At 45.4% G+C, this 13,712-nt stretch carries 13 protein-coding genes; 11 read left to right on the forward strand and 2 right to left on the reverse strand.

What is annotated here, in order from left to right:
• Positions 1–9: 9 nt before the first annotated feature.
• From ABIB50_RS17000 to ABIB50_RS17025, 6 genes are all read left to right on the forward strand, one after another.
• Entirely contained in the window at positions 10–936 is a 927-nt protein-coding gene (locus ABIB50_RS17000; protein ID WP_429381512.1) for an outer membrane protein assembly factor BamD, read from the forward strand.
• A 12-nt stretch (positions 937–948) separates the two neighbouring features.
• A complete protein-coding gene (locus ABIB50_RS17005; RefSeq protein WP_429381514.1) occupies positions 949–1,302 on the forward strand; it encodes a DNA-directed RNA polymerase subunit omega in 354 nt (117 codons plus the stop codon).
• A 123-nt stretch (positions 1,303–1,425) separates the two neighbouring features.
• Complete coding sequence (coaBC, locus tag ABIB50_RS17010; protein WP_429381516.1) at positions 1,426–2,628, forward strand: bifunctional phosphopantothenoylcysteine decarboxylase/phosphopantothenate--cysteine ligase CoaBC; 1,203 nt, start codon at positions 1,426–1,428, stop codon at positions 2,626–2,628.
• Positions 2,625–3,521 (forward strand): DUF4835 family protein, encoded by an 897-nt coding sequence (locus tag ABIB50_RS17015; protein ID WP_429381518.1) that lies wholly within the window; start codon positions 2,625–2,627, stop codon positions 3,519–3,521. The genes coaBC and ABIB50_RS17015 overlap by 4 nt, the downstream gene beginning before the upstream one ends.
• A 565-nt stretch (positions 3,522–4,086) precedes the next feature.
• A complete protein-coding gene (locus tag ABIB50_RS17020) occupies positions 4,087–4,518 on the forward strand; it encodes a 5-fold beta-flower protein (protein WP_429381520.1) in 432 nt (143 codons plus the stop codon).
• Between the two features lie 168 nt (positions 4,519–4,686).
• Entirely contained in the window at positions 4,687–5,412 is a 726-nt protein-coding gene (locus tag ABIB50_RS17025; RefSeq protein ID WP_429381522.1) for a hypothetical protein, read from the forward strand.
• Positions 5,413–5,597: 185 nt separating this feature from the next.
• Here the strand turns inward: ABIB50_RS17025 and ABIB50_RS17030 are convergent, their stop codons facing one another.
• Together ABIB50_RS17030 and ABIB50_RS17035 are read right to left on the reverse strand one after the other, a co-directional pair.
• A complete protein-coding gene (locus ABIB50_RS17030) occupies positions 5,598–6,446 on the reverse strand; it encodes an NAD-dependent epimerase/dehydratase family protein (protein ID WP_429381524.1) in 849 nt (282 codons plus the stop codon).
• Between the two features lie 68 nt (positions 6,447–6,514).
• On the reverse strand, positions 6,515–7,369 hold the full coding sequence (locus ABIB50_RS17035) for a helix-turn-helix domain-containing protein (protein WP_429381526.1): 855 nt from the start codon (positions 7,367–7,369) through the stop codon (positions 6,515–6,517).
• Positions 7,370–7,669: 300 nt separating this feature from the next.
• Here ABIB50_RS17035 and ABIB50_RS17040 point away from each other — a divergent pair, with 300 nt between their 5' ends.
• The 5 genes from ABIB50_RS17040 to ABIB50_RS17060 all read left to right on the forward strand — a co-directional run bounded on the left by ABIB50_RS17040 (position 7,670) and on the right by ABIB50_RS17060 (position 13,499).
• On the forward strand, positions 7,670–8,035 hold the full coding sequence (locus ABIB50_RS17040) for a BlaI/MecI/CopY family transcriptional regulator (protein ID WP_429381528.1): 366 nt from the start codon (positions 7,670–7,672) through the stop codon (positions 8,033–8,035).
• Positions 8,036–8,102: 67 nt separating this feature from the next.
• Positions 8,103–10,166, forward strand: a complete 2,064-nt coding sequence (locus ABIB50_RS17045; RefSeq protein ID WP_429381529.1) for a M56 family metallopeptidase — start codon at positions 8,103–8,105, stop codon at positions 10,164–10,166.
• Positions 10,167–10,320: 154 nt separating this feature from the next.
• A complete protein-coding gene (gene recN, locus ABIB50_RS17050) occupies positions 10,321–12,006 on the forward strand; it encodes a DNA repair protein RecN (RefSeq protein ID WP_429381530.1) in 1,686 nt (561 codons plus the stop codon).
• 95 nt (positions 12,007–12,101) lie between these two features.
• Positions 12,102–12,536 (forward strand): cupin domain-containing protein, encoded by a 435-nt coding sequence (locus ABIB50_RS17055; RefSeq protein ID WP_429381532.1) that lies wholly within the window; start codon positions 12,102–12,104, stop codon positions 12,534–12,536.
• Positions 12,537–12,686: 150 nt separating this feature from the next.
• The gene (locus ABIB50_RS17060; RefSeq protein WP_429381534.1) at positions 12,687–13,499 is read left to right on the forward strand and encodes an enoyl-ACP reductase FabI; all 813 of its coding nucleotides are present in this window, start codon (positions 12,687–12,689) and stop codon (positions 13,497–13,499) included.
• Positions 13,500–13,712: the final 213 nt, after the last annotated feature.

The raw sequence follows: 13,712 nt of genomic DNA on the forward strand, positions 1-13,712 counted from the left end.
CTTTGCAAAATGTTTAAAAAACAACTACCATTATTTGTTGGCTTATTAATAGTATTACTTTTTAGCGTTGTTAGCTGTAAAAGCAAGTACGAAAAGCTAAAAGCAAGTAATGATAATGCTAAAAAATTCCAGGAAGGCAAGAGGCTGTATGACAAGAAAGAGTACGCCAAAGCATTAGGTTTATTTGAAACCCTGCTATCGCGGTATCGCGGTACTGATGGGGCAACAGATTTATTTTACTTAAATGCAATGGCTAACTACAAGCTGAAAGATTACACAGCTGCTGCTTACCATTTTAATGAGTTCGCTACTTCTTACCCGTCTGACCCAAGAGCTGAGGAGGCAAGGTTTTTAACAGCTTATTGTTATTATCTTGATGCCCCTGTGTTTTCGTTAGATCAGGAGAGTACTTATAAGTGTATTGATAAGCTGCAACTCTTTATCAACCTTTATCCAAAAAGCGACAGGGTTGCCGAAGCAAGTAAGTTGATACAAGACCTGCGCGACAGATTGGAGTTAAAATCATACTCGAACGCTAAGTTGTATTTAATAATAGGCGAAAACCAATCGGCAGTTATTGCATTTGGTAATACACTACGCGATTACCCGGATACTAAATATGCCGAAGAGTTAGAATACTTAACTATAAAGGCACAGTATGAATATGCGCACCAAAGCCGCGAATACAGGCAGGAAGAACGCTATACCCAGGCTATAACTTTTGCCGATGCTTTTTTTGACAAATATCCAAAAAGCCTTTATACTGCCGAGGCTCAAAAACTAAAGAAAGACAGCCAGGCAGGCATAATAGATGTTAAAAGGGTACTAGCAGAAGCAGCCAATAACGAAAAGCTTGCACGCAAATTAGCCAGAAAAGATTCATTATTTACACCCTTACGGTCAGAGACCCAGGACATTCATAAAAAACAGCCATAATCAAAAAAAGATATGAGTAATAACAATAATAACAACCCGGCAGTAGTACCTGCAAAACCTGCAATTGCAAGCAGCACAGTAACCCGCGATTTGCGCGAACTGGACGTAGAGACAGGAAACATCTATGAGTCGCTGGTAATTATGTCAAAAAGGGCAAACCAGATTTCAAACAATGTAAAAGAAGAGTTGCATGCAAAACTATCTGAGTTTGCTTCATCAAATGATAACCTTGAAGAGATCTTCGAGAATCGTGAGCAAATTGAGATCTCTAAATATTACGAGAAATTGCCTAAACCATCATTGGTTGCAGTTCAGGAATTTTTAGATGGTAAAGTTTACTATCGCAACCCGATAAAAGAAGCATAAGCCCCTACTCCCAAAAAGGAGTAATGGACTAATGATATTAAAACTCCCTTTTGGGAGTTTTTTTGTCTGTGCTTTTTTCTAATTTTACTAAATATATACCCTCTTCAGGGGGTTAGGGGGCTTATGCTTGAGGGTAAAAATGTAGTATTAGGTGTATGCGGAAGCATTGCTGCTTATAAATCGGCATTGCTGGTTAGGCTGTTGGTTAAGGCCGGGGCTAACGTGCAGGTAGTAATGACACCCGATGCCACTAATTTCATTACCCCCCTAACGCTTGCTACCCTATCCAAAAACCCGGTATTCTCTGATTATTTTGTTGCCGAAACCGGCGAATGGCATAACCATGTAGAATTAGGTTTATGGGGCGATTTAATGGTGATTGCACCCGCAAGCGCCAATACCATCGCGAAGATGGCTACAGGGCTGGTTGATAACCTGCTTACCGCTGTTTATCTATCGGCCAAATGCCCGGTTTACTTCGCACCGGCTATGGACCTGGATATGTGGAAGCACCCAGCCACCACCGCCAACATCGAAACGCTACAATCCTTCGGTAACATCATGATAGCCCCCGGCACCGGCGAACTGGCCAGTGGTTTACATGGCGAGGGCCGCATGGCCGAACCCGAGGACATTATCGCCTTCCTGTCTGCCGATATAAAAAAGAAACTTCCATTAGTTAATACTAAGGTACTGGTAACTGCCGGCCCTACTTATGAGGCTATTGACCCTGTCCGTTTCATAGGCAACCATTCGTCGGGTAAGATGGGGTTTGCTATTGCGGATGAGCTGGCAAGGTTGGGGGCCGATGTGGTGTTGATCTCAGGCCCATCAGCACAGGTGAGTAAGCAACGCGCGGTTAAGCGTATAGACGTTACCACCGCTGCCGAAATGCTGGAAGCCTGCCAACAGCACTACACGGGTGCTAAAGTATGCGTAATGAGTGCTGCTGTGGCCGACTACGCGCCGGTTACCATCGCACCACAAAAGATAAAGAAGCAGGACGGCGGCCTTACCATAGAAACCAGGAAGACTACTGATATCCTTAAGTTCATGGGTGATAACAAGCAGGATGGCCAGCTACTGGTAGGCTTTGCTTTGGAGACCAACAACGAAGAGCAGAACGCAATTGATAAGCTGCAGCGTAAGAATCTTGACTTTATTGTGCTAAATTCGTTGGGTGATGCGGGCGCCGGGTTTAAAACCGATACCAACAAGATCACCATTATAGACCGCGACTTACAAAAAACCACCTTCGGCCTTAAAAGCAAGGAGGATGTGGCTACCGACATCTGTGCTAAAATAGCTGCATTACTCAAAAAATGAAGCGGTTAGGCATTTATATAGCGTTGTTATTGTGCACCGTGGCCGCCCGGGCGCAGGACCTTAACGCCCGCATAACTGTACTTGCCCCCAAGATCCAAACTACCAATAAGCGTATCTTCCAGTCGCTGGAGACAGCTATGAAGGACTTCCTGAACGGCCACAAGTGGCTTACCGGGAACGTACAACCCCAGGAGCGGCTGGACTGTAACTTTGTGCTCAACATCACCCAGTGGGACGGCGGCAGCAAGTTCGCCGGCGAGCTGCAGGTACAGTCGTCACGCCCTGTGTTTAACAGTAACTATAACAGTACTTTACTGAGTGTCAATGATAAAGACTTCGAGTTTAGCTACACCGAGGGCCAGACCATCGACTATACCGACCAGAGTTTCCAATCCAACCTTGGCTCGGTAATGGCGTTTTATGCCTATATTATAGCAGGGATAGATAACGATAGCTTCGCCCGCCTTAGTGGCTCCAACTACTACGCCCTTGCCCAATCGGTAGTTACCAACGCCCAGTCATCCCCATATAAGGGGTGGAAGGCGTTTGACAACAATACCAACCGCTACTGGCTTATAGAGAACCTTAACAATAAGGTTTACGAGCCCCTGCGCGTGTTTTTATACGACTACCACCGCAACGGGCTTGATGTAATGGCCGACAACCCCACCCGCGCCCGCAAGGCCATCTCGGCCATGTTGCCCGTGCTTACCCAGGTAGACCGGCAGCGCCTGGGCGCTATGCTGCCCTTAGTATTCTTTAATGCCAAGTGCGACGAACTGATTTCCATCTACGCCCATACCGACGCGCAACCACGTGTCGACGCGTTGAATATCCTTACCCAGGCCGACCCGGCAAATGGTATCAAGTACCAGGAACTGCAGAAGAACTAAGCCCCTGTTCTGTTTCACGCGCGTGTGAAACAAATTAAACAAGTGAAACAACATTTCGGCCTAACTATTTGACAGTAAACAACTTGCGAAAACTGAGTGAAACAAAATGAAACAATATTTCGCGCGTAAACAGTTGATAATAAGGGCGTTGTTAGAAACAAAACATGTTTAAACGCACATCCAATTTCCACCAACCAATCAGTCCGTGACCTTAAACCTAAATACATCTTATCCAACTCAAAATCAAACAATTGCAAAAAGGTTATTTTTCGCCTTTTTGATGGCTGAATGGTCTCAACCATGATTAGTAAGGATTCGAGGATTGCAGGATTTTATATTAATAAAGCACTTTAGTTTATTTTATTGATTCCGTATTAGGCTATAGGACTCCTGCAGACCGTGGGGAGGGATCCGATGGCTATCTGATCGCACAAGACTGTTGCTTTTAAATCCGCTCACCAACCTGTATATTCAAGTAACAACAACTATCTAAAAATCAGTTGCAAACAAAAAATATTTTACCGTAACTTCATACTAATTAATATTAACCCCTAAATATTTAATCATGAAAAAGTTCTCACTTTTTTTGCTGATGCTGTTTGCAATCAGCGCAACAAAACCTTCCACCACATTTGCCCAAAAGGCCGCCACCCAACAAATTACCATTAACGCCAAAGGCTGGCTGTTAGATGCAAGCGGCAAAAAGCTGGGCTACATTGACCGTAACGATGTTGTGCGCGACAACACCGGCCACGGCCTATGCTCGGTTGACATGGCGGGCAACGTAACCACCGCCGGCGGCCAGGCCTTAGGGACCGTTAAAAAGAACGGCGCTTACGTTGGCCCCAAAGGCGAACCCATTTTAACCGTAAAAGATGGCGCGAAGGACCAACTCACCATCGTAGATGCCAAAGGCAACACCTTAGGCACAGTGCATAAAAGCTACAAGCAGCACGCCTATGCCGCGCACAGTTACTGGCTAACCGCGGCCCACTAAGCTCGCGCCACCTCCTGAACCTTATTTTGCAGAACCGTTAAGGCTTGCCGGTAGAGGGGTGGGGCTTAACGGTTTTTTGCGCACAAATGCGCCTGCAGCCGCCCTATGCCGTTTAAAATTTAATGGCTATTTTGGCGGTTCAAAACTTTACACGCAGGTACTCCCAATATGTCCGAAGAGAAGATAATACAGCATACAAAAAAAGCCCTGGCGGCGCTAGGCCACAAAACAACACTTTGGGAAAAAGCAAAAGAGTTCGTCGGCGAGATCGTCATCATTATTATTGCTGTTAGCATAACACTGGCTTTTCATAACTGGAACGAGGAGCGCCATGAAGAGAAGTTAGAACACGAGTTTTTAAAAGGCATCTCGGCCGACTTGAAACAGAGCTCCAAAAACCTTACGCTGTCTGTAACGCAGTTTCAGCCCACTATTGATTATTACGACCACGTTTGGGCCCAGATACGCAGCGGCAAAATTGACGCGAAGTATGTAGACACCTCAAGCAGCCACTTACGCAACACCAGTTATTTTGTGTTTGATAACAGCCGTTTTGAGGGATTTAAATCATCGGGCTACCTAAGGCTGATAAAAAATGAGGCGCTGTTGAAACAACTGGTGACGCTATATACTGTTATCATGCCTTTTGAACGCGACGCCGACACCCACTTTTACACCACCCGCAGCGACGATTTTAATAAATACATAGGCACTGTTGCCGCAATAGACGATAACGGAAACTTCATCGTTTCGCCGTTGCTCAAAGACAGGGCGGTGCAGTTCCAACTGTTTAACTATCTCGATATCTTCCGCGAGCGCAAAGCGCACAAACAAAAATTAGCCAAAACCTTGTTAGATGTAGCTGCCGAAGTAGATAAAGAGTTAGCCGAGTGAAATTTAGGGCGTTGCCTACGGCCGGGGTTATCCGCTTATACGCCTGCAGGCCTTAGGCTCAGTTGGTGCAAGTAAATAACCACCCTGCAAATCAAACCGCTGCTGCCCCTTAAAACTGCTACTGCAAAAAAGGGCCGGTATCCGCTACTACCCCTAACGTGGGCTCCCGTTCCTCACCACGTCACCTACAGTAAATCCAGATCACGTGCCACATAATAACTCGGCACCAATGGCCGGAAGCCCAACATTCTCCGCAATTTTGAAATATCTATAACACCTGCGAATGGATCAGCCAATGCGCCCTCCTCCGGATCAAAAGCACCCTCGGCCTTACCTACAGATTCTGCCAGTTCATACATCGTGATCGGCGCATCATCGGCGATATTAAATATTTCGCCTGCCAAGCCATCGGCTTTCAAAAGTAAGATCAAAGCTTGTGCTACATCCAGGTGATGGACCATGTGCATCCGCGACCCGGAATGCATTTTCATCATTTTTAAATATGGGATGATCTCTTCGATATGCGGATCCTTATCACCATACACAAAACCTAAACGCAGCACCGTCACTTCCAGATCCTTTTTAAGCAGTTCCTGTTCTGCCGCGATCTTGCTGGCGGAATAAGGCCTCGGATCATTAATATTTACAACATCATCTTCCTTCGCCGGATGCCCATAACCCTTACTATAAACATTACTGGTGCTCGCAAAAATAAATCGTTTGATACTTGCGGCAATCGCGGCATCTGCCAGCGCGATGGTTCCGGCATGGTTAGTTTTGATAACACCCTCATTATCCGTAAAAGTCCTGAAAAGCGCTGCCAGGTGGATCACCGCATCGACACCCGCTACCGCCGGCGCTAAAGTACTTTCATCAAACAAATCGCCGATCGCCAATTCGGCACCTATGGCCTTTAAATCTTCGGCTCTGGCCGCATCGCGAACTAAAACACGGACATCATAGCCCTTGGCTAAGAGTCGTGGAACAAATCTGCTGCCTACCTTTCCGGTAGCCCCTGTAACTAATATTTTCATACCCCAAAGGTCCGCCGAAAAATTGCGCCAGGTTAAAGGATTTCAAACCAAAAAGTATGATTATCAAACTAACGAAAGGATTTCGGCGTAGTGCCGGTTACCCGCTTAAAATAATTATTGAAATAAGTAGGATACTCGAAACCCAGGGCATAAGCGATATCCGCTACGCTCCAGTCGGTATGCTGCAACAGCGCTTTTGCTTCCATAGCTATCCGCTCCGCGATCTGCACCGAAGTTGGCTTACCCGTCATTTCCTTGACCGAGCGGTTCAAATAATTCACATGCACCGAAAGCGCCGAAGCAAAGTCCTGCGCATTGCGTAGCCGCAGCGGGTCATTGCTCCGCTCTATAGGGAACTGTCGCTCCAACAGGTCCATAAACAAATGCGTGACCCGCGTCGCAGCGTTCTTAAACGGAATAGCATGCTGCGAAGGCTGAATCCGCAAAGCCTCATGCAAAATTACTTCGATGCAATTCCGGATCAGATCACCCTTAAAAGGATAATCACCGTTGTATGCCGCTAACATCTTTTGAAAGATCCCCCGCATAAAAGCAGCCTGTTCATTATTGAGCGGAATGACCGGGCTGTCACCAGCCTGGTACAACGGCGAACTCTTTAAAATCTCTGTCCTTTTTATAAATGCTTCAGTAAACAAACAAGCATAACCATTCCGGCTCCCTGAACGCTGCACCGTATGCGGCACCCTCGGGTTCACAAAGAATAATACCGTGCCGTCAATCTCCACCACTCGGTCGCCAAAGTCAACCGTCATCTGTCCGTCAACCAAACCCATCTTATAAAAATCTCGCCGCCCCCGCGAAACCGGCAATTCCCGGGTATCTATAGCAGGCGAAAGCCCGTGCACCCGGAAGCCCGTTAGTCGCAGGTCGTCCATATTTACACCAGGAATCTCATTTTTCATCCGGCAAAATTAATAAAATCAAACTTATCTCAGTTAGTTTCCGCTGGTTTCAAGTCGTAACTATTTATACCCACTTTATTTCCTTAATAGCTGCTTTTAATTTGCCTTAACTTGGATCGAGTATCCTCCCCTAAAAAAACTTCCCTTCTGTAACATTTCCCGTTTTAAAACGACTTATGTATATAAGTCCTCAACGATTTAACAAATTTTAACAAGAAAAATTTAAAATATATTTGCATATACGAAATCTATCGTACATCTTTGTACGACAATCTTCGTAGATTGTAATAAAACAGGAACATGGAATTGAAACCAACAGAGAGCGAGTTAGAAATTTTACAGGTAATTTGGGAGAAGGGCCAATGCACCGTGCGCGATGTGCACGAGGAGTTGACCCGCACCAAGGATGCCGGTTACACCACCACCTTAAAACTGATGCAGATAATGGCCGACAAAGGATTAGTTGAACGCGACACTAATGCTAAAACGCACTTATATAAAGCAGTGATAAGCCGTGAGCAGGCACAAGGCACCGCGCTTGATAAAATTTTGGACACGGTTTTCAAAGGGTCGACTGCCGACCTGGTGATACAGGCACTGGGTCAGCACCGCGCATCGTCTGACGAGATTGATGCGATCAGGAAGTATCTGAAGAGTTTTGAGTAGTGAGTGATGAGTGGGTGGGGTATTTAGTTAATAGTTAGTTTAAGTAAAACAATAAACATTAAAAGCCATGCATAATTTGTTGTATAACATCAGCCAGGTTTTAGGGATCACCATTATCCACTCGTTGTGGCAGGGGTTAATTATTTATATAGCCCTGCGCCTGTTTTTACTGGCTATGCCGGCAGTATCGTCGGTGGTTAAATACCGTATCAGCTATGCAACGTTAGTGGGCATGCTGGGCTGGTTTATTGTTACGCTGTTTAAAGAGCTGGGGCAATACAACTGGCTATCAACCACTGCCCTACCGGTTACTCCGCTTACGCTGCCTGCCATATTCCATGAGGCTGATGCGCCTGCAAACCGCCTTTACTTTACCATTGCGCAGTATATGCCTTTTTTAACCATGGTATATGTTGTAGGGCTTGTATTTAACACGCTAAAGCTTGCGCTGGCCTGGAACAGTATTTACCGTATCCGCCAAAACATTAAGGACGCGGGGTTCGAGGGTACAGTTAAGCGCCTTTCTAAAAAGCTGGACGTTACTAAAACCGTACAAGCTGCTTTTAGCGAGTGGGTGGATGTACCCTGCATTACCGGCTTTATTAAACCTATTATTTTACTACCTGTAGCTATTACCTGTTACCTGAATACCGACGAGATTGAAGCGATACTATTGCACGAACTGGCCCACATTAAACGTAACGACTACCTGTTAAACTTTATACAGCAGGTTATTGGGATCCTGTTATTTTTTAACCCGTTCGGCAAACTGGTTGCCAATGTAATTAACGAAGAGCGCGAAAACTGCTGCGACGATGTTGTTGTGCAGGTTACGGGCAGCCCGTTTTTATATGCGCAGGCGCTTTTAAAACTCGAGGAGAATAAACAACAACGCTGGCAACTGGCCCTGGCCGCCACCGGCAAAAAGTATGAATTGTTAAACCGAATTGAACGTATCATGAAAACTAAAACACACACCGTAAATATACGCCCGGTACTAATTACAGTACTGGCGCTTACCTGCAGCATAAGCAGCATAGCCTGGTTAAACCCGGAAATTAAAAATGGCAAGGTGATTATTAAAAACGCCCCCGCCATACGAATGATAACAGCAGCCATTACTACGCCCGAAGATGCGCCAAAGCCTGTTGCACCGCGCAAGCATAAAAAGAAGTTAAGCGTAAAGTTTTTGGGCGATACCGCAAGAGTAGCCGCCCTTAACGATACCACTAAAAAGAAATACAAAATTGTAGTTGAGGACGAGAACGGCGTAAAAAAGGAATATAACAGCATAAACGATATGCCTGCCGAAGACCGCGACCACTTTACCAACAATGGCGAGATCCATATGCTTAATGACTCCATCCGCGTTAAAATTGCCAAGCTTTACAGCAGCGACAAATGGAAGAAGCAATCAGAACTGATGGCTAAACAGGGTATGCTTATGGCCAAACATTTTAACAGCCCCGAGTGGAAGAAACAGCAAAAAGTGATGGTTGAAAAATCACTGGCGATGGCCAAAATGTTTACCGACAACAAGCAATGGAAAAAACATACTGAAATAATGGCCCTGCAGGGACAAAAAATGGCCCGCCAGTTTCAAACCGACGAATGGCAAAAAAAGGTTAAAGACATGGCTACAGCCGGTGGAGACATGGCCAAACTTTATGACAGCCCTGAATTTAAAAAACAAATTGAGGATATGGCCAAAGCCGGCGAGGACATGGGTAAATATTATGACAGCCCTGAGGGCAAAAAGTATTTGAAGGACATTGAAAAAAGTGCCGAAAAAATGGGCAAATATTATGACAGTCCTGAAGGTAAAAAGCAACTGAAGGACATCGAAAAAAATGCCGAAGATATTGGCAAATATTACGATAGCGCAGAGTGGAAAAAGAAAATGGACGACCTGGATAACGACTCGACCATTATTATCCGCAGTCACCGTTTGCAAAGGCCGGCCAAAGGGGATCTGCCTCCGCCGCCAAAACCGGCCAAAATGTTAAATGGTAAAAGGTTACCCCCACCGCCAAAACCAATAAAAGTTAAGGACAAGGAATTGCCACCCCCACCACCGCCGGCAGTAAAACCGGAAACACCAACAGCAACAGGTAATAACATACCTTTATAAGCCCCCTACATAATAAGATCAGTTTATAAATTAGTAAAAGCCAGGCCCGCATTATGCAGGCATGGCTTTTTTATTGGCTGATAAATTATAACGATAACCTTAAACTACCCGGCTATTTTGTAATTTAGTATCCTTAAATCTACAGGATACTTTTATGCTTCAAAAACTCAGTATAAGTAATTACGCTTTAATTGATAACCTTGAAATTAGTTTTGATGCGGGGTTAAACATCCTTACCGGCGAAACCGGCGCGGGTAAATCAATTATTTTGGGCGCGTTATCATTGATACTGGGTCAGCGGGCAGAGAGTAGGTACTTTTTTAACCAGCAAAAAAAGTGTGTTATTGAAGGCACTTTTAAAATAGGCGACTTCCATTTAAAGACTTTCTTCGAGGATAACGACCTGGATTACGAAGCCGAGACCGTATTAAGGCGCGAGATCTCTGCCGATGGTAAGTCGCGCTCGTTTGTAAACGATACGCCGGTGAATTTAAACGCGATGAAGCTGCTGGGCGAAAAGCTGATCGATATCCACTCGCAGCACGCTACGCTGGAGATCAACGACCCGGAGTTCCAGTTGCTGGTGGTTGATTCGGTAGCTAAACATCCTGACCTGTTAGCTGAATATCAAACCGGGTTTCGCGCATATAAAAAATCAACCTCCAAATTACAACAGTTAATTGAGGAAAGCGATAAAGCCAAAGCCGACCTGGATTACTACCAGTTTCAATATGATGAGCTGGAAAAAGCCGGCCTTGCACCCGACGAGCAGGAACAATTAGAACAGGAGCTATACGCCCTAAACAACGCCGAAGAAATAAAACGCAACCTGCTTGGCGCTAATTATTTAATGCAGGATAGCGATGCGGCCGCCTTAGTGCAGTTGCGCGAAGCAGGGCAGCAATTAGGATCGCTTATCAAATTTAATCCGCAGCTGGAAGAATTACAGGAGCGGCTAAACAGCACCATCATCGAGCTGAAAGATATCGCAGCCGAAATTGAAAATATAGAACAACGCACGCATACTAATGAAGCTCGGGCGGCAGATGTTAATACACGCCTCAGCATTATTTATAACCTGCAGAAAAAGCACCGGGTAAATACCAATGCCGAATTGCTCGCTTTGCAGGATGAACTATCCGGTAAGATCCAACAGGCTGTTTTTGGCGACGAAATGATCGAAAAACTACAGCAGCAGTTAAGCGCTGATAAAAAGGAATTAGAGCAACTGGCAGGGCAACTCAGTGCAAACAGGTTAAAAGCTATCCCGGTTATTGAGGCGCAGGTACTGCAAACGCTGGCCGAAATGGGTATGAGTAACTCGGCTTTAAAAATAGAGTTGAAAGTCCGGAAGTCGGAAAGTCAGGAAGTCGGAAAGTCAGATCATTTAACAAAGAATGGGGCTGACGAGGTTAAGTTTTTATTCAGCGCCAACAAGGGCCACGCCTTAGCCGAAATGAGCAAGGTAGCCTCGGGTGGTGAGCTATCAAGGCTAATGCTGAGTATTAAATCGCTCATCGCTAAAAACACCGCGTTGCCTACTATTATTTTTGATGAGATTGATACAGGTGTATCCGGCGAGGTAGCTAATAAAGTGGGGCAGATCATGGAGCAGCTGGCCGCTAATTTACAGGTGATCACCATAACCCACCTGCCGCAAATTGCCAGCAAGGGCCAGAGCCATTACTTTGTTTATAAAGATGATGAGGCTGACACCACCCGCACCCGGATTAAGCAATTAAACGCCGACGAGCGAATTTTAGAAATAGCGAAAATGCTAAGCGGCGATAAGCCGGGCGAGAGCGCCTTGCAGAATGCAAGGGAGCTTCTCGGACAATAACCGGGTGTCATGCTGAGGCTCTCGAAGCATGCGGGCGGGCCTTTACGCTCACCCTTCGACGGGCTCAGGCTGACAGCCATAAAAAAAACGACATCATGAAAATAAACTTCCACCTCCCTACTTTCATCATCACCGCGTTAGTGTTCTCTTTAATTTCCCTGGCGGGATTTACGTTTGTGCAGCAGGACAAAGGTTATATCCTTGACCACGAAAAGGATATTGCAAAAGACGATGTCGGCCCGCATAATGGCGGGGGTAAAAGCACGGCGTACCCTTTCTTCGGGAAGTTTAAAGGTAATAAGGTTACGTTTCGTAAACGGATCCTGCACCCCGGCTCATCAATTGGTTATCACCTGCAGGAGTCGCAGGAGATCTATTATATCATCAGCGGCAATGGCGAAATGCAGATGAACGGCAAAAGCTTCCCGGTTACCGGCGGTGATGGCATATTAACCCTACCCGGCAGCAGCCATGGTATTAAACCTGCCGGTAATGAGGATCTGACGATGCTGATCGTTTATCAGAATTAAGCCCCTCCCAACCCTCCCCGGCAGGGAGGGCTTTAAAAGCAATTATAAAGCCCCCCCTACCGGGGGAGATTTAGAGGGGGCCGCTTTTTATATTTAATTGTAATTCAATAAAATCATACCTTTGCAGGCATTATAAACAAAAATCAAAACATGGCTTATAATTTATTAAAAGGCAAAAAAGGAATAATTTTTGGCGCATTAGATGAGAACTCTATCGCCTGGAAAACCGCTCAGCATTGTTATGCAGAAGGCGCTCAAATTGTATTAACCAATGCTCCTATCGCTTTACGCATGGGTGCAATAAATCAATTGGCCGAAGAAATTAAGGCCCCGGTTATCCCTGCCGACGTTACCGTTGCTGCTGATATCGAAAACTTGTTCACCCAGGCTATGGAGCATTTTGGCGGTCCGGTTGATTTTGTTTTGCACTCTATAGGCATGAGCATTAACGTGCGTAAAGGCATCCCTTATTACGAAAACAACTACGAGTTTACCCACAAGGGTTTTGATATATCAGCTTTAAGCTTACACCGCGTATTGCAAACTGCCATGAAGCTGGATGCCATCAGCGAGTGGGGATCGGTTGTCGCGTTAACTTACATTGCCGCGCAACGTGTATTCCCTGATTATAACGACATGAGCGATAATAAAGCTGTATTAGAGAGCATCGCACGTAACTTTGGTTACTACTATGGTACTAAAAAGAAAGTACGGATCAACACCGTATCGCAATCGCCAACCCGCACCACTGCAGGCTCGGGCGTTAAAGGTTTTGACGGCTTTATCAATTATGCTGAGAAAATGAGTCCGCTTGGTAATGCCAGTGCCGATGAGTGTGCTGATTACTGCGTAACCTTATTCTCTGACCTTACCAAAATGGTTACCATGCAAAATCTTTTCCATGACGGCGGGTTCTCTTTCACCGGCGTAACGCAAGCTGTTATTGAGCAGATGGAGAAATAGTTAAATTAATATTGATTGTCATGCTAAGGAACGAAGCATCTGCCAGGCGGAGTTGCATGGTTCACAGATTCTTCGCTATGCTCAGAATGACAGCAAAGCATAACAAAAAAGGCTAACCTAATGAAGTGCCCCCGAAAAGTTAGACGAATTTAAATTAATTATTAATATGATGAGCTCGGTATTTTAACGGGCTCATTCCTTTTAGATTTAGTT

The sequence above is a fragment of the Mucilaginibacter sp. UYCu711 genome (genome assembly GCF_050433825.1).
Lineage (GTDB): Bacteria > Bacteroidota > Bacteroidia > Sphingobacteriales > Sphingobacteriaceae > Mucilaginibacter.

Bases quoted from the DNA above. Each gene is read 5' to 3' on its own strand.
- ABIB50_RS17025 (WP_429381522.1), top strand. From the start codon at position 4,687: ATGTCCGAAGAGAAGATAATACAGCATACAAAAAAAGCCCTGGCGGCG.
- ABIB50_RS17045 (WP_429381529.1), top strand. From the start codon at position 8,103: ATGCATAATTTGTTGTATAACATCAGCCAGGTTTTAGGGATCACCATT.
- ABIB50_RS17055 (WP_429381532.1), top strand. From the start codon at position 12,102: ATGAAAATAAACTTCCACCTCCCTACTTTCATCATCACCGCGTTAGTG.
- ABIB50_RS17020 (WP_429381520.1), top strand. From the start codon at position 4,087: ATGAAAAAGTTCTCACTTTTTTTGCTGATGCTGTTTGCAATCAGCGCA.
- recN (WP_429381530.1), top strand. From the start codon at position 10,321: ATGCTTCAAAAACTCAGTATAAGTAATTACGCTTTAATTGATAACCTT.
- ABIB50_RS17005 (WP_429381514.1), top strand. From the start codon at position 949: ATGAGTAATAACAATAATAACAACCCGGCAGTAGTACCTGCAAAACCT.
- ABIB50_RS17030 (WP_429381524.1), bottom strand. From the start codon at position 6,446: ATGAAAATATTAGTTACAGGGGCTACCGGAAAGGTAGGCAGCAGATTT.
- ABIB50_RS17015 (WP_429381518.1), top strand. From the start codon at position 2,625: ATGAAGCGGTTAGGCATTTATATAGCGTTGTTATTGTGCACCGTGGCC.
- ABIB50_RS17060 (WP_429381534.1), top strand. From the start codon at position 12,687: ATGGCTTATAATTTATTAAAAGGCAAAAAAGGAATAATTTTTGGCGCA.
- coaBC (WP_429381516.1), top strand. From the start codon at position 1,426: ATGCTTGAGGGTAAAAATGTAGTATTAGGTGTATGCGGAAGCATTGCT.
- ABIB50_RS17040 (WP_429381528.1), top strand. From the start codon at position 7,670: ATGGAATTGAAACCAACAGAGAGCGAGTTAGAAATTTTACAGGTAATT.
- ABIB50_RS17000 (WP_429381512.1), top strand. From the start codon at position 10: ATGTTTAAAAAACAACTACCATTATTTGTTGGCTTATTAATAGTATTA.
- ABIB50_RS17035 (WP_429381526.1), bottom strand. From the start codon at position 7,369: ATGAAAAATGAGATTCCTGGTGTAAATATGGACGACCTGCGACTAACG.